Source organism: Polaromonas sp. JS666, from assembly GCF_000013865.1.
Classification (GTDB): Bacteria; Pseudomonadota; Gammaproteobacteria; order Burkholderiales; family Burkholderiaceae_C; genus Polaromonas.
This window is the reverse complement of the sequence record NC_007948.1, coordinates 5,068,777-5,085,402: the sequence shown is the minus strand read 5'-3', so window position 1 is coordinate 5,085,402 and position 16,626 is coordinate 5,068,777. Positions and strand designations below refer to the sequence as shown.

The following is a 16,626-nucleotide window of genomic DNA, read 5'->3' as shown; positions in this document are numbered from 1 at the left end:
CGTCAATGTCCGCTTCTGGCCGTATTCTGCCCTTGTCTTCCGGGGCGTCTACAGCCCATGAAAGTCATAGAACGCAGACACGGGCGCTTCGAGCTCGAGAACTTGGAATGGAAAGCACTGGGAAAGCCCATCCAGACTCGATTGATTGGCAAGCTGACGCAGGAAAGGAGCCACCAAGCCTTGCTTTACCGCCCCATGTCTATCCAGAAACTGGCCCCACAGCGGCATGTTTCGAAATCGTGGTCCGGTCACCGCTGCCGTAGCGAGATACGCCTCCGGAAAGAGCCGGCGATAGGCAGTAAGGTTGTACAACCACGACGTCCCCACCACCCGCGCCTGCGGACGCTCACTTTGGAGGACCATCGAAAATAGTGTCTGTAGCTCTGCCAGCCTGTGCTCGCGACGCTCCAACGCCAACGGGGAATGCCCCTCTGTTTCAGTGTTCTGGAAGTGAAGGCGGATGTAGTCGCTACCCAAGCGGGCGTATGAGAAGCAGCCAACGCTCGCAATGACCGATGGCGGCCTGACATCTTGGAGACAAGCCCGATAGAAGCTGAATGTCCAGTCTTCCTGGTTGGTCGAGCGCTCGAGACCATTCAGATATTCCCGCCAAGCTGGATGGGTAGCGTCGAACTCGCGGCCGAGGCCAAATCGAACATAAAAGTTCGTGTAGTCGAGGAGCGCGCTTGCCAGAGGCATTCCCGACAGCGCCGCCACGCTGGAAGCGAAGTGAAATTGAAGGTCGAAGAACTGCTTGCTATAGGTCATGTCGAGCGTTCATTAGAGCGCCTGCTTGCGACGACTGCTTCTGGCCGCATTCTGCCGGATTGGCGTCGGTCAGGCATCTCACGCATGGGCCCAAATCTACCGCAAGCGCAAGTGTGGAGGTACACGTTTTTCCAAAAGTGAGACTAGCTCTGGCTGCATGAACTGATAGTTGTCCTGAATGTCCAAGCAAGCAACCTTTTTACCTGACAAATATCGTTTAAATCTCTGCGTCAGCTGCAGCCGATGCCGTTTTTCCATGACGCAGATGACATCAGCCCAATCAATCTGGTCAGAGCTTAGCGGGCAATCCGCATCGGATGCCAAGCCAGCGGAATCCGTCTCAACGCCAGGCACGGCAGAAAAGATACGCTCCGCTGTGGGGCTGCGCAACCTGTTTCGACTGCAAATGAAGAGCACTCTTGGCATTGGGTTGGTGGTGTTTTACTGATTGTGCTGGCCGCTGGTCCTGAATTTCCGCTTTTGGCCGGCTGTAGCCGGTCGCCCATCTTCAGCCCCTTTCCAACAGTCGCGTTGGAATGATCTCGGGGGTAAGTCCTGTTGGATTCAACATGCGGATGAGGTTTACCGGAGCCGGCTATCGAAGGTCGGTTTTTTACGTCGGCCAAGAGCGGACTCCTCAGCCCGGAATATTCGGCTCGACCAACTGGGCCAGCGCAAGAAGCGACTCCTGCCAGCCCAAGTAGCACATTTCGGTAGGAATCACATCGGGGATGCCTTCCTGCACGACGGACATTTCGGTGCCACAGGAAACTGGGGTCAGCGTCACCGTGGTCTTCATGGTGCCCGGCAGGTTGGGGTCGTCGAACGTCGCATCGTACGCAATGCGCTGGCCGGGGACAAGTTCCAGGTACTTCCCACCGAACGAGTGGCTGTGGCCGGTACCAAAGTTGGTGAAGGACATGCGCCAAGCGCCCCCGACCACGGGCTCCATGCTGTGGACTTGGCCGGTAAATCCGAATGGTGGCAGCCAGCGCTCGAAAGCGCTTGGTTCGACGAAGGCGCGGTAGAGCCGGTCCGGTGAGGTGCGCAACACGCGGTGCAGCCGGACGGAGTTGGTAGCCATGGTTGTGTTCTCCTGAAGTGCAGAGGATGACCCTCAACTGACACGACGAATCAGCTTGCGGAAAATCGACACCGAGCGACGCCAGCTCCTGATTCTGAGGCCCGAGGGAGGGACCGGTATTTGACCGTATTCTGCCTCAGCTTAGGGCATGCCCCAGCAGCAAACCGAGAGCGATGCATCGCCATTTTTTACGGAGAAATGTGCGTTTAGGCCTGGTCAATGAATACCCGCAGCAGGGGGCCGCTTCTACCGGCACAAGTGGTCAACTGCATCGGAATACGCACTCAGTACAGTGCATCCTCTGCCGCGATGACCTCAACCTGTGCGGTGGTGTCACTGCAGGCGCTCGGCCATAAAGTCCAGAAACGCCGTGATGCGCGAGGACAGCGCCGTGTTGCGGTAGTACACCGCGTTGACGGCCTGCCGCACTTCGACGGTGCCGCGCACCAGCAGCTGCACCAGGTCGCCGCGCGCGCGGTCGGCCTCGGTCATGAAGTCGGCGAGGCACACGATGCCCATGCCTGCCAGAGCTAGGTGGCGCATGGTTTCGCCGCTGGACGCGCTCATCGTCGGCGTCACCGCGAAGCTGTCGCCCTGCGGCCCGCGCAGTGGCCACTCGTTCAGCGCGGGCAGCTGGCTGTTGCCGATGAACTGGTGGCCAGCAAGATCTGCGGCGCGTTTGGGCTTGCCGTGCTTTTCAAGATAGGTGGGGCTGGCCAGCACGCGCAGCCGGCTGCTGCACAGTAGCCGCGCATGCAGGGTCGAGTCGCGCAGCGGCCCGATGCGGATGGCAATGTCGGTGCGCTGCTCCAGCAGGTCGACGTTCAGGTCATCCGTGTTGAGCTCAGGGTGGATTTGGGAAACAGCGCGCTGAATGCCGGCACCACGGCGTGAAGCATGAAGGGCGAGGCCGTATTGACCCGCAGCGGCCCGGCGGGTTGCTGGTGCCGACTCCGGCCATGCGCGATGCCCTTGTCAAAGACTACGAGGCGACGGCAGGAATGATCTTTGGTGATGTGCCTTCGCTGGAGGCTGTGCTTGCCAGTGTCGAGGTGCTGAACAACATCGTCAATAACGCTTCCCCTGCAGCATCGCCCGTGCAAAGGGGGGCCGATGAGCGACTATTTCAGTAAGAGGGAGAACGGACCACGTGCCCGAACCGAACAAGTCATCTTGCTGACCGTCTGGGGCGGTCTGCTGGGAACGGTCCAGGCCTTGATCAATAGCGGTGCGTTCGGAACCTTCGATGTAGCCGGGTCGATCATGCAGCGTGCTGCCCACGTGGCCTCTAATGCGGCCTCGAATGCGGCATCGGGTATTTGCTTCAGTTAATCCTCTGTCAGGCCGTCTCCTGCAAAGACGCAATCAGCGGGCAGGTGACCTTGCCCCGGCCGGCGGCGCAACGTTTGACGAGTTGCGCCAGGGCTGTTTCGATACGCTGCAGATCTTCGAGCCGATGGCGGACATCGGTGAGCTTGTGCTCTGCGATGGTTCTGGCCTGCGAGCAATGTGTGCCGTCTTCAAGCTGCAGCAACTGCGCGATCTCGTCCAGCGTGAATCCGATGCGCTGGGCCGCCTTGATGAAGCGCAGACGAGATACCTCTGCTGGGCCATAGCGGCGAATGCCGCCGAAAGGGCGCTCAGGCTCGGGCAGCAGCTTCCTGCGCTGGTAAAAACGAATGGTTTCGACATTGACGCCTGCCTCGGCAGCCAGCGCGCCGATGGTGAGAATTTGCGATGGTATTTGCATGCCACTTGACTCCGTACTTAAGTACGGAAGTAAGCTTACTTCATGCCGCCCTCCATGTCACCCAATTCATTCCAGGAAGACACTCCGCCCACTCCACGAGGTGGTGGCGCACTGCTCGCGGGCGGCCTGGCAGCCCTTCTCGCCTTGACCTGTTGCCTGGGGCCGCTGGTGCTGATCACGCTCGGCTTTTCTGGCGCGTGGATTGGCAACCTGACGCTGCTCGAACCGTATCGGCCCGTTTTCATTGCCGCAGCGCTGGTGGCGATGTTCTTTGCCTGGCGACGCATCTGGCGGCCGGCCGCCGCCTGCGCTGCGGGGGAAGCCTGCGCCATTCCATCGATCAGCCGTGCGTACAAGCTGCTGTTCGGTTTGGTGGCCGTCCTGGTGCTGGTCGCACTGGCCTTCCCATACCTTGCCCCATTCTTCTACTGAGAGAGGAAAACCATGAACAGACTATTCGCCGTGGCTCTCCTGGCCGTGTTGACGACCCTGGTCCAGGCTGCACCAAGGACCATCACGCTGTCCGTGCCGAGCATGGATTGCCCGGTATGCCCGATCACCGTCAGGAAGGCGCTCACCCGTGTTGCCGGTGTCAGTCAGGTCGAGGTGAACTTCGACAAGCGCGTGGCGATTGTCACGTTTGACGATGCCAGAACCGGCGTCGAAGCCCTGACGCAAGCCACCCGGAATGCGGGCTATCCGTCAACCCTCGCAGGGGGTACGCAGTGAGCGCCGTGGTATTGGATTCGACCTTGACCTGTCCGTACTGTGGGCATGTCAAAACGGAACGCATGCCCACCGATGCCTGTCAATGGTTCTATGAGTGCGCCGCCTGTCACGCGATCCTGCGACCGAAACCGGGTGACTGCTGTGTCTTCTGCTCGCATGGAACGGTGCCGTGTCCGCCGATCCAGGAGCGCGGTCAGCAGGGGAGTTGTTGCGTCTGATCGGCGCCCTGGTAAGGCACACGCATCTCCTTACCGCGCAACCCACTCAAACAGGCGCTTGCCGTAGAGTCCGCTGAAGGCCAGGAACAGCGCTGCAACGCCAAAGTTCCATAACAAAATCAGGACCGTTGCATCGAGCGGATGGAACAGCGACAGCGCGACCGCCGTCATCGCGGCGACCGCGAGACTGCCCGTCATCGCTACCGGCGCCGGCGCCAGACGCGCCACGTAGCGCAGCATGATGAGCATCACCAGCGACAGCGGGACGCTGGTGACCGCCAGCGTGGCAAAACAGCGTGCGGTTTCGCCGAGAGATATGCCGTCCGGTCCAATGCTGACCCAGTTCGTGAGGCAGCCGTAACCAATCGTGGAAATCCACGCGGCCAGCGCGGGTGCCGGCAACAGCAGCCAGCGCCGCGATCGGCCGGGAATGCTCACCATAAACGACGCCAGCGCCGCGAGAACGCCGGTCATCAAGGCTGCCAAAACGCCGGCGAAAAAAACCGGTTCACGCAGCTTGAGCATGAGATCCGGTCGAACGCCATGTCCGACGGCGACCAGCACCAGCACCAGCGCCGCAAACAGCAGCCAGCACAAAGCCCGCACCGCAGGCGGCTGCAGGCGCCGCACCGGTTTTGCGTCCGCAACCAGCGAATCGATCAGGTCGGGGGTTGACGTCATGTCCTGTTCCCCGGTTTTTCGATAACGTCGCGCAGCCTCTTCAAGGCCCGGTGCGTTGCCACTTTCAGCGAGGCGACCGATATTCCGCTGGCCGCAGATGCTTCCAGCAACGACATCTCTTCAAGTTTCAGCATTCGTATGGCATCCCGTTGTCCGGCTGGCAGGCACTCCACTGCGTCGCGCAGCATGCGGGCGCTTACAGCCTCTTCCTGTAAGTTCGCTTCAGAGGCCGACAAGGTTTCATGTTCAGGCTCAACCGGTATTTCATGCGCGCTGCAACGTCCCTGTCGCCGCAGCACGTCGATGATGCGCCGGTTGGCAATCGTCACCAGCCAGGGGCCAAACGGGCGAGCCGGGTCGTACGTGTGGCGCACCGTGTGGATGGTCAGCAGAATATCCTGAACCGTATCCTCGACGTCACTTCGATTTCCGATGTGGCGGGCCGCGAGCGCCCGCAAATAGGGCGTGACCGCTTCGAGCAGGCGCCGGTAGGCATCACGATCGCCCGCTTGTGCACTGGCCATGGAGATGGACCAATCCAGCCTGCCGTCGGCGCGGGTATCCGGCGCCGTGGCGCCACGGTCGGGCGCGGCTGGATCCCGGGCCTCCGGTACAAGGCTCAGGGTAGGGCCGGGCCGCCGAGTTTTCGAAGACATGCCCGAATTTTGCGCTCTGGACGGGTGCAATTTCGAATAAATAATTTGGAGCTTCGGTGAATTCACTGGGAGCTTTTCCTAGGCCATAGCCAAGTTCAACTTTCCACAATGAAACAGAATCCTTGCCCGGTAGTTGGTGAAGTTGCGAAACCCGCGCGCATTGGCTTTGATGAGCTGGATGGCACTATTGAAGCCTTCTGCACAGGCGTTGCTGATTCCATGTTGGCTATAGTTCAGCAGTCCTTCCTCGTGGCGTCGGAGCATCCTGACTACCTTTTTCACAGGCTCCAGGCGACTCCTCATCGCGTTATTCGACCAGGCTTTGAAGAAGCGCTTGGCAGCTCCTTTGTAGCTGTAGCTCCAGAACTGGGTAAAGTTCTCCTTGATGCACCAGGCCCGGCTTGTCTTCAAGTTGAGCTGGTTCAAGGCCCGAAACGAGACGGCTTCAGCGCTACGGCCATCGGGATACTTTCTCAACCACGCCCATTTGCTGCCTGCCAATGGCGAGGTGCCTGCTTGGGACAACTTGCGGTGCTCCTGTTTTCTCACAGCATCCACTGCCTCACCAAGGTACTTGGAGATGTGAAACTTGTCATGCACGATGTCCGCCTGCGGCATGCATTGCCTGGCCGCACTCATGTACGCCGGCCACATATCCATGGCCACCGCCTTGACCGACATGCGTTGCGCCGGAGAAAGCGTTTCCAGCAAGCTCACGGCCGCTCCCAGCTTCCTGTCTGGCACCAAGTCCAGCACCCGCGAGCGGTCAATGTCGGTCAGGATGCTGGCGTAGGTGTGGCCTCTCTCCGAACTCTTTTCATCGATGCCAAGGTACGAAATCTCTTCCTCGGTACGCCGCAGCATGCCTCGCGCCACGGCGCTGACCATGATGGCGTTGACCGTGCTCCAGGACAGTCGTGTGAGCGTACATACGGCTTGCGTGGTGGGACAGGCTTCAAGCAGTTTGATAACGAACGCAGCCATCAAGGTGGTGACCCGGCTGTAGCGCTCCGCCCAGGGCACCATCAACTCTTCGACAGTGCCGTCACTGAATTTGAGCTGGGGAATACGTGCCCTGATGATCGTCTCAAACTGGCATGTATCAAGGTGACGCCATTGGCGCTCGCTCCAGCCATTGATGTGAGCCCTCTTGGTCGCATCGGTGGGGTCAGCCCATACCTGACCCTTCTTCAACACGACTTCGACCACCACGCGCTGGTCTGTCAAAGAAAGGTCTACCTTCTTGACCGACCAGGGTGCCTTCAGTCCAAGAAGCTGCTCATACAGCGCCGTATCTTTCATGTTCAAGCTGGTAATTTTGAATCACTGGATTGTCCCGCAGCGAGCAAAAAATCACAGTGAAATTGATGAAGAACCAATAATTTTAGTGTGCCGCGTAACCTTTGACTGCTGTCGGTCGAATCTCCTTTCAGGGCTGCAATTCTGCGCCCGTGAACCTGTCTTTTCCACCTTTAGGAGAAACCCAAATGAGCAAGCAGTTATTGGCAGCTTCGACGCTGTCTGCAACGGTCGGTCTCGCCCTCGCATTCCTGGCATTTCCGGGACAGGCGCAGGGAACGAAGGAGATGCCGCAAATCGTCAAGGACAACATGGCGAAGATGGAAAAAAGCAAGCTGGAGAAATGCTACGGCATCAGTGCCGTGGCCAAGAACGACTGTGCGGAAGGCGCGCACTCGTGTGCCGGCCAGGCCACGCAGGCGCGCGATCCGAAGTCCTTCGTGATGCTGCCGGCAGGTGACTGCGCCAAGATCCAGGGCGGCAAGCTGAAAGCCAGTTGAGCGGACACCGGCGTATGAATGTCTCCGGGGTCATGCCGCAGGCTGCGCCGGGCCCGATACCGGCGAAAGCCGGGATCGGGCTGCGCTTTCGGCACCACCAGCCGGTCGCCCAGGCGCGTCCCGATGTCGCGTGGTTCGAGGTGCATACCGAAAACTACATGGGCGGTGGCACGGTGCCACGCTATCTCGACACGATTCGCCGCGACTACCCGATCTCGCTGCACGGCGTGGGGCTGTCGCTGGGCAGTGCCGACGGGCTCGACGCCGCCCATCTGGAGCGTGTGCGAAATGTCGTTGACCGGGTCGAGCCTGGCCTGGTCTCCGAACATCTGTCGTGGAGTGTCACCGGCGGCACCTATCTGGCCGACCTGTTGCCGCTCCCGCTGACGGAAGAGGCGTTGGCCATCGTCTGCCGCCACGTCGACCAGGTCCAGGCGCACTTGAAGCGGCGCATCCTCATCGAAAACCCGTCGACTTATCTGCGTTTCCGGCACTCGACCATTCCGGAGTGGGAGTTCCTGGCGCAGGTCGCGCAACGCACGGGTTGCGGCATTCTGTGTGACGTCAACAACATCTACGTCAGCGCCAGCAACCACGGCTGGGATGCGCGGACCTACCTGGCCGCCTTGCCGCCAGCGGCGATCGGAGAAATCCATCTTGCCGGACACAGCGTCCGCGAGCTCGGCCAAGGCAGGACGCTGCGCATCGACGACCACGGCTCGCGCGTCGCGCCGCCGGTCTGGGCGCTCTACCGCGAGGCACTCGAGCGCTTCGGGCCGGTTCCGACACTGATCGAATGGGATAGCAACGTGCCAGCGCTGGAAGTCCTGATGGAGGAAGCCGCCATCGCCGAGGCCATTCTCGAGGAACACGCCAATGAAGTCGCATACGCCAACGCTGATGCCAACGCTGATTGAACTTCAGCACGCGATTCGCCAAAGCCTGCAAAGCGGCGTGGACGGGGCTGCGTCCGCCTTTGTCGTCAACGAAGGATTGGGCGCGGGCGAGCGGCTCGGCATTTACCGCAACACGTCGGCCGGCGTGCTCGTGACAGCGCTCCAGCTGGCATTTCCGGCCGTGCAGCATGTGGTCGGGCCGGAGTTCTTCGAGGGAGCGGCGCGCCTGTTCGCGGCTGAGGCCCCGCCACGCAGTGCCTGGCTGGATGCGTATGGCGCGGACTTCCCGCAATTTCTGGCGCAACTTGCGCAGGCGGCGTCGGTGCCTTATCTGCCGGACCTGGCCCGGCTCGAATGGAAAGTCAACCTCGTCCTGCACGCGGCTGACGCCGAACCGCTGGAGATCGCGCGCCTGGCGACCTTGGGCGAAGCCGAGCTGGAAGACCTGCGCTTCGAGCCGCATCCGGCGGCGCAATTGCTGCGCTGCGGGTTCCCGGCCGACACCATCTGGCACGCGGTCCTGGAGCGTGATGAGGACGCCATGGCGGCGATCGACCTCGCAGACGGCCCGGTCTGGCTGCTGGTTCAGCGAACGCACGGCGATGTCCGTGCGGTGCGCCTGAGCGAGCCCGAATGGCGCGTTGCCGCAGCGCTGTTTTCCGGGCAGTTGTTGGGCGCGGCGCTGGCGGCGGTATCTTGCGCCGAGCCGCACGCCTTGCTCGCTGCGCATCTTGCGCGCGGATGCTTCACGAACTTCAGTTTGGCCCACGAGTCGCTGGCACTTTAACCTGCGGAGGATTCGCACATGACACGCTCGCCTCAATCCGTTACGCCGCTGGCGGCAAATGACAAGCTGCTGGTGCGTCTTGTCCGGTGGCTGGACCGCGTGCCCTACGCGCTCCTCGCCGTCCCGCTACGGATCGCCGTTGCCACGGTGTTCTGGAATTCCGCCATGACCAAGCTGGCGAACTGGAACACCGCGATAGAGTTGTTCCGCGAGGAGTACAAGGTCCCGTTTCTGCCTCCGGAAGTCGCCGCCTACATGGCCGTGTCGATCGAGTTGACCGCGCCGGTGCTGCTGCTGCTCGGATTGGCAACAAGGCCCGTGGCGCTGGTGCTGCTCGGCATGACGACGGTCATTGAGATATTCGTCTACCCGCAAGCGTGGCCCACGCATATCCAGTGGGCCGCGATGCTGCTGGTGCTGCTGTGCCGGGGGGCCGGCGCCTGGTCCCTCGACCACCTGCTGCGGCAGCGCTGGATGAGGTAGCCCGCACAGATGAGCCGCGCCCACGCCCATCGGTATGGGCTGCAAGGGCTGCGAACGCGAAGCCTGCCCGCAACGCGCATTTCCGTTCATGGGCGGCGCGCTGGACGTCAACGAAAACCAGGGGCGGTTTGCGCCTTGCCTCGTCGCATCGACAACGCCAGTGCGTCCCGGTTCTCATTCAAATAAAAAGTAGCGACGACTTGCGTTCGCCAACGCACCACCGATGCGGTGTGGTCGGCCCTGCGCAGCCGTGATTTTCTGATCAAGCCGTCAAGCCGTCAAGCCTGATCGGCAAGCATGCGCCATGCGTGCGCCAACTCTTCTTGAGTTGAGTGTCCTTCGGAAAAAAGGACATGCTATCATTCATTAATACGAATCATTCTTATTTGCAGTCGTAAAGTACACCATGCGCTTGTCTGGAGGGGTAGACCTGACTGGTGGCAGAAATCTTTCAAAACAACCGATACCTGGAGAAAAATGCGTAGTAACTTTGCCCGCCATCCCGTAGTGGTCGCCATCCACTTGATGCTCGGTTTCATCGGGGCGCATGCCGGGGCTGCCGAGCTGACTGAAACTGAAACGGCGAAGGAAACTTCGCCAGCAGTGACGCTACCAACGGTGCATGTCACCACTGACTGGCTGGGGGCGCCAGATTCCAGTGCCGCGAAGAAGCACCCCGGCGCCCGCTCCGTCATCAGCGAAGGTGACCTGGCAAACACCGGTGCACGCACCCTGGACGAAACCCTGCGGCAAGTGCCCGGTGTGACCGTCCTCGACGAGAGTGGTACGGGTGTATTGCCGAACATCGGCTTGCGCGGCCTCAATCCGCTGCGCAGCGAACAGGTGCTGTTGTTGCAGGACGGCATCCCGATGACGCTCGCACCCTACGGCCAAACCGGCGCCTCGCTGTTCCCCCTCACGCTCAATGCTGTCGAGGCGGTGGATGTGGCGCGTGGAGGCGTGGCGGTGCACTACGGCCCCAACAACGTCGGCGGGGTGATCAACTTTGTGACCAAGCGTATTCCGGTGAAGCCCTCGTTCACGCTCAAGGAGACGCTGTCCATTGCCAAAAACGGCCGGATATTGAGCGACAGCTACGCGAGGGCCGGCGGCTTCGTCAGCGACCGTTTGGGGCTGCAGGTGCAGGCGAATGTGATCGACGGGCAGGGCGAGCGCGCACATTCCGACACCTCAACCCGCAACCTGATGCTCGATGCCGACTGGTTTGCGAGCGATGCGACAGAGATCAAGGCGGGACTGCAGCGGTACACGACCCGTAACGAACTGCCCGGCGCGCTCACCCCGCGAGCCTATGCCCAGGATCGCACGCAATCGACTCGCCCGCAGGACCGTTTCGATGGTGAGACCACGCGCGCCTACGCGACTTACACGCATCAATTCGGCGATGGCACCGAACTCAGCTGGAACAATTTCGGCCATCGCAGCCTGCGCACCTTCGCCTTCGGCAATGCGAGCAACGCCGACACGGCATCCACCCAGCGGCAGTCATCGCCGCGGGAATTCTGGGTGTACGGCACCGAGCCCAGGCTAAGCTTCGACGTCAATGGGCCGGTCAAGCAAAAAATCATGCTTGGCATGCGCTACATGCGCGAGGAGGTGGACTACAAGGTTGACAGCACCACGCTGGTCAGCGGCGCCTACTCCGTCACCCGCGACTGGCGCTTCGAAAACGACGCTTACGCGACCTACGTCAGCGACACCTTTTCGTTGCTGAACGGCAAGCTGAAGATCACCCCGGGTGTGCGTCACGAGGACGTCAGGCTTTCCTACCGCAACAACGCCACTGGCGCGCAGACGCGTGACACGACCAAGGACTGGCTGCCGGGCCTCGATGTGGGCTATCAGGCGAGCAACGATGTGTTTTTGTTTGCCAATGCCCACAAGTCCCTGCGACCGGTCCAGTTCACCCAAATCACCTACGGTGGCGACCTGGCGGCAGAGCGTGCGAAAAACCTTGAAGCCGGCGCACGCTGGGCCGCGACGCCCGAGCTGGATCTGGCGCTGACGGGGTTTCGCTTCCAGTTCGACAACAAGCTGGAATTCGTCAACGCCACCGTCGGATTCCGCAACCTCGGCCAGGCGCGTCACCAGGGTGCGGAACTTGAGATGAAGTGGCGACCCCAGGCGGTTCGTGGGCTCGAGTTCAAGACCGCCTACACGCAGGTGGACACCGAGCAGCAGTCCGGTTCGTTCAAGGGCAATGAGCTGCCCTACGCGCCGCGCCACCAGCTGGCACTGGACACCACTTACCGAAGCCAGGGCTGGACCTGGAACCTGAACGGGCATTACCAGAGCGGGATGTTCAGTGACGGCGCCAACACGGTCGCCGAGAACGCGAGCGGCTCGGTGGGTCGAATCCCGTCCTACTGGCTGTGGAATGCGCAAGTCGGCTATGCCTTCAAGTGGAACGGCACGCGCATGAAGGCCGGTCTTGCGCTCAACAACCTGTTCAACCGTGACTACTACTTCCGGGGGGTGGACTACAGCCAGGGTCGCATGCCGCAACCGGGCCGAGCGGTTCTGGCGAGCCTGCAGATGGATCTGTAAATACACACAAGACAAAGGTTGACTGTGCAAAATATGATTGTGCTGGCCCATGTGCCCACCGATTCGGTGAACGAGGGCTTCTTGCCGGCGGCCAGGTCGCTCGGCCTGTCGGTGACCTTGCTGACCGACTGTGCCGATGCGCATCGCGCGCATTTCGCCAGGAGCGGGCTGCCGGCCTATCCCGACGAAATCCTGTCCTGCGATGTGTTCAACCCGCTGGCGGTGATCGATGCGCTGACCCAGCGCGCGGTTCGTCCGGCCGCGATTTTTTCGAACAGCGACCATCTGCAGACCAGCACCTCGGTGGCGGCCGATTATTTCGGCCTGCCGCGCAAGGACTGGCACACCACCTACCGCGCCAAGAACAAGGCGCAAATGCGTGTCCACCTGCAGGCCTTGGGTATCGACACGCTGTGGCACGCGACGGTCTGCGACCCGGCCATGCTGTCGGCGCTGCCCGAGGTGCCGTTCCCGGCGGTGGTCAAGCCGCGCGAGGGCGTGGCCAGCCTGCAGGTCAGCCTCGCCCGTGATCGCGCCGAACTGCAGTCACAGTGCGCGGCCGTGTGGGCCGATCATCCGGGCCGGCCGATGCTGATCGAGGAGTACATCGACGGTCCGCTCCACACGCTGGAGACTCTGGGCGACGGCAAGTCGCTGGTGGTGCTGGGCGGCTTCCAGGTGCGGCTGTCGCCGCCGCCGCACTTCATCGAGCACGAAGCCGTGTGGATGCCCGGCCCGCCGCGGGGCGAGGCGGCCCGGGTGCTCGAGATCGTGCGCGCCTTCGGCATCGGCTTCGGTGCCTGCCACACCGAGTTCGTGATGAGCGCTAAGGGGCCGCGCCTGATCGAGATCAACTACCGCAACATCGGTGACTACCGCGAGTTCCTGCTGCAGGACGCGCTGGACATGGCGCTGTTCGAAACGGTGCTGCGCCTTTATCTGGGTCAGCCGCTGCCTGCGCTGCAGCTGGCCGATCGTGCCGCGCACATCCGCTATTTCGTGGCCTGCGAAGCGGGGACGGTGGCCCGGGCGCCGGCGGCCTTCACCGAGCGCGGCGACGCGTTGCGCCTGACCTACCAGCCGCTGCGCGCGGTCGGCGACGCGATCGCGCTGACCCACTCGAACAAGGACTACCTGGGCGTGCTGCGCGGCGCCGGCCCTGACGCCGGCACGCTGGCCCTGGCCATGGACGCTGCCGCAGAACGCCTGTCCTGGGAGATCACGGCATGAACCAGCGTGCCATGGATGGGCAATGCCTGCCGGACACCGACGCAGCCTATGTCTGCACCCGCGTAGTCGACGCCCTGCTGCGCGAGGACGTGCGCGGCTGTGTCACGCGCGCCCGCCTGGTGCGCGGCGACGCGTTGACGGCCGGCGCCGGATTCCCGCCGGCGCAACGCTGGCTGGAGATCAGCCACTTCGGGGCGGGGCGAATGTGGATCGCGGTCACGCCGGAGCGTTTCATGCAGAGCTGGCGGCTCACCCGGCTGCCCTTGCTGGTCGAGGAGTGCGGCCAGGTGCAGGCCTTGTTCCATGTGGCCGACATCCTGGCGAGCTTCAGTGCCGGGGCGGACAGCGACACCCGCGCGCGTTTTGCCGACTTCGAGCGCGAATGCGCGGCGGCGGTAGAACACCGCCACGCGGCCGAGGCGGCGCGGCGTGACTGGTTCGAGGCGGGGCCCGCGCACGAACCCGTTCACTGGCACGAGCGCATGTTGCGCTACGACCGGCTGGCGTCCTACCTGGACCATCCGCTCTATCCGACCGCGCGCGCCAAGCTGGGCTTCGAGGTGGAGCACCTGCGCCGCTACGCACCGGAATTTCCCTGCACCTTCGAATTGAACTGGCTGGCCGTGCCGCGCGCGCTGTACCACCCGAGCGGCGATCGCCTGCCACCCGGCTGGCCTGGTTTCGCCGATGTCGGACTGCCCGGCACGCTGGCCGCGGACCACGCGCTGGTGCCGGTGCACCCGTTCGTCTGGCAAGGCGAGCTGGACGCCTTCCTGGCCGGCAGCGGCCTGAGCGACCAGGTGATCCGCGCCCCGCGCAGCCATTTGTGGGTGGCGCCCACGCTGTCGGTGCGTTCGCTGGTGCTGGCCGAGGCTCCGGCCTGGCACCTCAAGCTGCCGCTGACCATACGCACCCTGGGCGCGAAGAACATTCGCACCATCAAGCCCAGCACGATTCGCGATGGGCAGCGCGTGCAGGACTTGCTGGGCGCTATCGCCGAGCGCGAGCCGGCCATCCGGGGACGCCTGTTGCTGACCGCCGAGGATACCGGCGCGCACGTCGATGGCAAGACCTTTCTCGGCTACATCGTGCGCCGCTACCCCGAAGCCGCCCTGCGGCACGCCACGCTGGTTCCGGTGGCGGGCCTGCTGGCGCCGAGTCCGGCCGGCGGCTGCGTGGCCGAAGAGCTTGCGGCGCGCTTTTATGGCGGTGATACGGTGGCGCTGTTCGACGACTACCTGGCGCTGACGCTGCGCCTGCATCTGACCCTGTGGGTGCGCTACGGCATTGCCCTGGAGTCCAACCAGCAGAACTCGGTGCTGGTGTTTGCCGACGAGGCGCCGCGGCTGCGGCTGCTGCTCAAGGACAACGACGCGGCGCGCCTGCACCGCGCCCGGCTGGAACGTGTCGCGCCAGCGCTGGCCGCGCACATCGAGGCCCTGGAGGACGCGCGCCTGGTGGTCGACCACGAACTGCCGCTGGCGCAGATGTTCACCACCATCACGCTGCAGCTGAACCTGGCGGTGCCGACCGAGGGGCTGGCCGGGTGCGTGCCGGGATTCAACCGTGAACAGACCTATGCCCGGCTGCGCGAGCGTACGGCCGCCATCCTCGACGAACTGGCGGCCGAGGGGGAGGACGTGGCGCTGGCGCGCCAGACCCTTCTCGACGACGACTGGCTGTACATCAAGTACCTGCTGACCGCGGCGACCCTGCTCGACAAGGGCGCGACCGGCGCGGCGGACGTCAACAAGTTCTATGGCAAGAGCGCGCCCAACTTCCTGAAGGCCGCATGATGACGCCGTCGCCTGTGCCGCGCGCCATCGTGCTGGCGGTGATGGCGGGCCATTTCGTGGCCGCTTTCGCCGCGCTCGGCATGCCGCCGTTCTTCGCGCTGATCCTGGAGCAGTCGCTGCACAACGAGGCGCGCTACCTGGCCGGCTGGTTCTACGTGGTGCCGACCGCGTTCGCCGCGCTGAGCAGTCCCTGGTGGGGCCGGCTGGCGGACCGGTATGGCAAGAAGAGGCTGCTGATCCGCGCCCAGCTCGGGCTGGCCGCGAGCTTTCTGCTGGCCGGCTTTGCCACGAACACCTGGGTGTTCTTCGCGGCACTGGCACTGCAAGGCGTGCTGGGCGGCACCTTTGCGGCGTCCAATGCCTACCTGGCGACCATCGCCAGCGGCCCGGCGCTGGCACGCGGCCTGACCGCCATGCAGTGGTCGGCGCGCGCCGCGCTGGTGGCCGCGCCGCTGGCGCTGGGACTGGCGTTGCAGGCGGGCGCCAGTTCGCCGATCGAGATGTACCGCTGGCTGGCACTGCTGCCGCTGGCCGCCGCGGCGCTGGCCGTTTGCCTGCCTGCGGGCGCCGCAGCGCAGAAAACGCCAGCCGCGCACGAAGCTGCGGCGGTGGCCGAGGCCACGCCACGGCAGGTCTATGCGCTGCAGTTCGCCTTTGTGTTCGCGACGGTGGTGACCTTTCCCTACTTCGCGCCGCATGTGCAGCAGCGCTTCGCCGGACTGTCCACCGGCATGGCCGGCCTGCTGTTCGGCCTGCCGCATGCCGTCTACCTGCTCGCGGCGCTGCCGCTGACCCGCTGGCTCGCCCGCGGCAGGCAGACCGTCATCCTGGCTGCGGCGTTTGCCGCGCTGGCGCTGTGCCTGGTGGGCCAGGCCCTGGCCGGCTCGCTCGCCGCGCTGGTCGCGTGGCGAGGGGTGATGGGGCTGGCGATGACCGCCGGTTTTATTGCGCTGCACGGGCTGATCGCCGGGGTGGTGCATGGCAGCAGCGCCGGTCGCGCCTTCGGCTGGTTTGAGAGCAGCTCCAAATGGGGCGCGGTGGCGGCAGGCCTGTCGGCCGGCTTCGTCGCCCAGGCTTTCGGTCTGGCCGCGCCGTTTTTTCTCGGCGCAGCCATGGTGGCCTGCGCGGCGGCTTACCTGACACTGGCGCCGCGCCACCGGTTGCGCGCCAGCACCTGACTC

At 63.3% G+C, this 16,626-nt stretch carries 20 protein-coding genes and 2 pseudogenes; 14 read left to right on the top strand and 8 right to left on the bottom strand.

Features of this window, described 5'->3' with window-relative positions:
* Positions 1-48: 48 nt before the first annotated feature.
* From BPRO_RS24020 to BPRO_RS28120, 4 genes and pseudogenes are all read right to left on the bottom strand, one after another.
* Positions 49-768, bottom strand: a complete 720-nt coding sequence (locus tag BPRO_RS24020; protein WP_011485666.1) for a hypothetical protein — start codon at positions 766-768, stop codon at positions 49-51.
* Between the two features lie 96 nt (positions 769-864).
* Positions 865-1,194 carry a low molecular weight protein tyrosine phosphatase family protein gene (locus tag BPRO_RS30605; protein WP_011485665.1) on the bottom strand — a complete coding sequence of 110 codons (330 nt, stop codon included), beginning with the start codon at positions 1,192-1,194 and terminating at the stop codon, positions 865-867.
* A 211-nt stretch (positions 1,195-1,405) separates the two neighbouring features.
* A complete protein-coding gene (locus tag BPRO_RS24015; protein WP_011485664.1) occupies positions 1,406-1,852 on the bottom strand; it encodes an SRPBCC family protein in 447 nt (148 codons plus the stop codon).
* A 333-nt stretch (positions 1,853-2,185) separates the two neighbouring features.
* Positions 2,186-2,805 (bottom strand): annotated as a pseudogene (locus BPRO_RS28120) (LysR substrate-binding domain-containing protein); the annotation flags it as partial.
* A gap of 6 nt (positions 2,806-2,811) precedes the next feature.
* On the opposite strand from BPRO_RS28120, the gene BPRO_RS29820 reads away from it, so the two are divergent.
* Together BPRO_RS29820 and BPRO_RS30600 are read left to right on the top strand one after the other, a co-directional pair.
* Complete coding sequence (locus BPRO_RS29820; protein ID WP_157045865.1) at positions 2,812-2,985, top strand: hypothetical protein; 174 nt, start codon at positions 2,812-2,814, stop codon at positions 2,983-2,985.
* Positions 2,966-3,184 (top strand): hypothetical protein, encoded by a 219-nt coding sequence (locus BPRO_RS30600; RefSeq protein WP_011485663.1) that lies wholly within the window; start codon positions 2,966-2,968, stop codon positions 3,182-3,184. The genes BPRO_RS29820 and BPRO_RS30600 overlap by 20 nt, the downstream gene beginning before the upstream one ends.
* Positions 3,185-3,191: 7 nt before the next feature.
* Here BPRO_RS30600 and merR read toward each other — a convergent pair whose 3' ends face one another.
* Positions 3,192-3,602 carry an Hg(II)-responsive transcriptional regulator gene (merR, locus tag BPRO_RS24000; RefSeq protein ID WP_011485662.1) on the bottom strand — a complete coding sequence of 137 codons (411 nt, stop codon included), beginning with the start codon at positions 3,600-3,602 and terminating at the stop codon, positions 3,192-3,194.
* 54 nt (positions 3,603-3,656) lie between these two features.
* On the opposite strand from merR, the gene merT reads away from it, so the two are divergent.
* Genes merT through BPRO_RS30595 form a run of 3 tightly spaced genes read left to right on the top strand, consistent with a single transcriptional unit; the run spans position 3,657 to position 4,549 of the window.
* Positions 3,657-4,034 (top strand): mercuric ion transporter MerT, encoded by a 378-nt coding sequence (merT, locus tag BPRO_RS23995; protein WP_049764295.1) that lies wholly within the window; start codon positions 3,657-3,659, stop codon positions 4,032-4,034.
* A 12-nt stretch (positions 4,035-4,046) separates the two neighbouring features.
* On the top strand, positions 4,047-4,331 hold the full coding sequence (gene merP / locus BPRO_RS23990) for a mercury resistance system periplasmic binding protein MerP (RefSeq protein ID WP_011485660.1): 285 nt from the start codon (positions 4,047-4,049) through the stop codon (positions 4,329-4,331).
* Positions 4,328-4,549, top strand: coding sequence for a GDCCVxC domain-containing (seleno)protein (locus BPRO_RS30595; RefSeq protein ID WP_011485659.1), 222 nt, complete (start codon positions 4,328-4,330; stop codon positions 4,547-4,549). The genes merP and BPRO_RS30595 overlap by 4 nt, the downstream gene beginning before the upstream one ends.
* Before the next feature lie 30 nt (positions 4,550-4,579).
* Here the strand turns inward: BPRO_RS30595 and BPRO_RS23985 are convergent, their stop codons facing one another.
* The 3 genes from BPRO_RS23985 to BPRO_RS23975 all read right to left on the bottom strand — a co-directional run bounded on the left by BPRO_RS23985 (position 4,580) and on the right by BPRO_RS23975 (position 7,188).
* Positions 4,580-5,230, bottom strand: coding sequence for an NrsF family protein (locus tag BPRO_RS23985; protein ID WP_011485658.1), 651 nt, complete (start codon positions 5,228-5,230; stop codon positions 4,580-4,582).
* Positions 5,227-5,754, bottom strand: a complete 528-nt coding sequence (locus BPRO_RS23980; RefSeq protein WP_157045864.1) for a sigma-70 family RNA polymerase sigma factor — start codon at positions 5,752-5,754, stop codon at positions 5,227-5,229. The genes BPRO_RS23985 and BPRO_RS23980 overlap by 4 nt, the downstream gene beginning before the upstream one ends.
* A gap of 210 nt (positions 5,755-5,964) precedes the next feature.
* Entirely contained in the window at positions 5,965-7,188 is a 1,224-nt protein-coding gene (locus BPRO_RS23975) for an ISL3 family transposase (RefSeq protein WP_011485656.1), read from the bottom strand.
* Between the two features lie 185 nt (positions 7,189-7,373).
* Between BPRO_RS23975 and BPRO_RS23970 the strand changes: the two genes are divergently transcribed.
* The 9 genes and pseudogenes from BPRO_RS23970 to BPRO_RS23935 all read left to right on the top strand — a co-directional run bounded on the left by BPRO_RS23970 (position 7,374) and on the right by BPRO_RS23935 (position 16,623).
* Entirely contained in the window at positions 7,374-7,685 is a 312-nt protein-coding gene (locus BPRO_RS23970) for a BufA1 family periplasmic bufferin-type metallophore (RefSeq protein WP_011485655.1), read from the top strand.
* A 14-nt stretch (positions 7,686-7,699) separates the two neighbouring features.
* Positions 7,700-8,602 carry an MNIO family bufferin maturase gene (locus tag BPRO_RS23965; protein ID WP_011485654.1) on the top strand — a complete coding sequence of 301 codons (903 nt, stop codon included), beginning with the start codon at positions 7,700-7,702 and terminating at the stop codon, positions 8,600-8,602.
* Complete coding sequence (locus BPRO_RS23960) at positions 8,562-9,368, top strand: HvfC/BufC N-terminal domain-containing protein (protein ID WP_041389054.1); 807 nt, start codon at positions 8,562-8,564, stop codon at positions 9,366-9,368. The genes BPRO_RS23965 and BPRO_RS23960 overlap by 41 nt, the downstream gene beginning before the upstream one ends.
* Positions 9,369-9,386: 18 nt before the next feature.
* On the top strand, positions 9,387-9,851 hold the full coding sequence (locus BPRO_RS23955) for a DoxX family protein (RefSeq protein ID WP_011485652.1): 465 nt from the start codon (positions 9,387-9,389) through the stop codon (positions 9,849-9,851).
* 16 nt (positions 9,852-9,867) lie between these two features.
* Positions 9,868-10,044, top strand: a pseudogene (locus tag BPRO_RS28805) (short-chain fatty acyl-CoA regulator family protein); the annotation flags it as partial.
* A gap of 284 nt (positions 10,045-10,328) precedes the next feature.
* Positions 10,329-12,419 (top strand): TonB-dependent receptor family protein, encoded by a 2,091-nt coding sequence (locus tag BPRO_RS23950; protein ID WP_011485651.1) that lies wholly within the window; start codon positions 10,329-10,331, stop codon positions 12,417-12,419.
* 33 nt (positions 12,420-12,452) lie between these two features.
* Positions 12,453-13,649: an ATP-grasp domain-containing protein gene (locus BPRO_RS23945; RefSeq protein WP_011485650.1), complete on the top strand. Its 1,197-nt coding sequence runs from the start codon at positions 12,453-12,455 to the stop codon at positions 13,647-13,649.
* 233 nt (positions 13,650-13,882) lie between these two features.
* Positions 13,883-15,445, top strand: a complete 1,563-nt coding sequence (locus BPRO_RS23940) for an IucA/IucC family protein (RefSeq protein WP_232291461.1) — start codon at positions 13,883-13,885, stop codon at positions 15,443-15,445.
* Positions 15,442-16,623, top strand: a complete 1,182-nt coding sequence (locus BPRO_RS23935) for an MFS transporter (protein WP_011485648.1) — start codon at positions 15,442-15,444, stop codon at positions 16,621-16,623. The genes BPRO_RS23940 and BPRO_RS23935 overlap by 4 nt, the downstream gene beginning before the upstream one ends.
* Positions 16,624-16,626 lie beyond the last annotated feature (3 nt).

Coding starts and splice junctions, on each gene's coding strand:
- BPRO_RS24020 (WP_011485666.1), bottom strand. CDS start 768: ATGACCTATAGCAAGCAGTTCTTCGACCTTCAATTTCACTTCGCTTCC.
- BPRO_RS30605 (WP_011485665.1), bottom strand. CDS start 1,194: ATGCCAAGAGTGCTCTTCATTTGCAGTCGAAACAGGTTGCGCAGCCCC.
- BPRO_RS24015 (WP_011485664.1), bottom strand. CDS start 1,852: ATGGCTACCAACTCCGTCCGGCTGCACCGCGTGTTGCGCACCTCACCG.
- BPRO_RS29820 (WP_157045865.1), top strand. CDS start 2,812: ATGCGCGATGCCCTTGTCAAAGACTACGAGGCGACGGCAGGAATGATC.
- BPRO_RS30600 (WP_011485663.1), top strand. CDS start 2,966: ATGAGCGACTATTTCAGTAAGAGGGAGAACGGACCACGTGCCCGAACC.
- merR (WP_011485662.1), bottom strand. CDS start 3,602: ATGCAAATACCATCGCAAATTCTCACCATCGGCGCGCTGGCTGCCGAG.
- merT (WP_049764295.1), top strand. CDS start 3,657: ATGTCACCCAATTCATTCCAGGAAGACACTCCGCCCACTCCACGAGGT.
- merP (WP_011485660.1), top strand. CDS start 4,047: ATGAACAGACTATTCGCCGTGGCTCTCCTGGCCGTGTTGACGACCCTG.
- BPRO_RS23985 (WP_011485658.1), bottom strand. CDS start 5,230: ATGACGTCAACCCCCGACCTGATCGATTCGCTGGTTGCGGACGCAAAA.
- BPRO_RS23980 (WP_157045864.1), bottom strand. CDS start 5,754: ATGGCCAGTGCACAAGCGGGCGATCGTGATGCCTACCGGCGCCTGCTC.
- BPRO_RS23975 (WP_011485656.1), bottom strand. CDS start 7,188: ATGAAAGATACGGCGCTGTATGAGCAGCTTCTTGGACTGAAGGCACCC.
- BPRO_RS23970 (WP_011485655.1), top strand. CDS start 7,374: ATGAGCAAGCAGTTATTGGCAGCTTCGACGCTGTCTGCAACGGTCGGT.
- BPRO_RS23965 (WP_011485654.1), top strand. CDS start 7,700: ATGAATGTCTCCGGGGTCATGCCGCAGGCTGCGCCGGGCCCGATACCG.
- BPRO_RS23960 (WP_041389054.1), top strand. CDS start 8,562: ATGAAGTCGCATACGCCAACGCTGATGCCAACGCTGATTGAACTTCAG.
- BPRO_RS23955 (WP_011485652.1), top strand. CDS start 9,387: ATGACACGCTCGCCTCAATCCGTTACGCCGCTGGCGGCAAATGACAAG.
- BPRO_RS23950 (WP_011485651.1), top strand. CDS start 10,329: ATGCGTAGTAACTTTGCCCGCCATCCCGTAGTGGTCGCCATCCACTTG.
- BPRO_RS23945 (WP_011485650.1), top strand. CDS start 12,453: ATGATTGTGCTGGCCCATGTGCCCACCGATTCGGTGAACGAGGGCTTC.
- BPRO_RS23940 (WP_232291461.1), top strand. CDS start 13,883: ATGCAGAGCTGGCGGCTCACCCGGCTGCCCTTGCTGGTCGAGGAGTGC.
- BPRO_RS23935 (WP_011485648.1), top strand. CDS start 15,442: ATGATGACGCCGTCGCCTGTGCCGCGCGCCATCGTGCTGGCGGTGATG.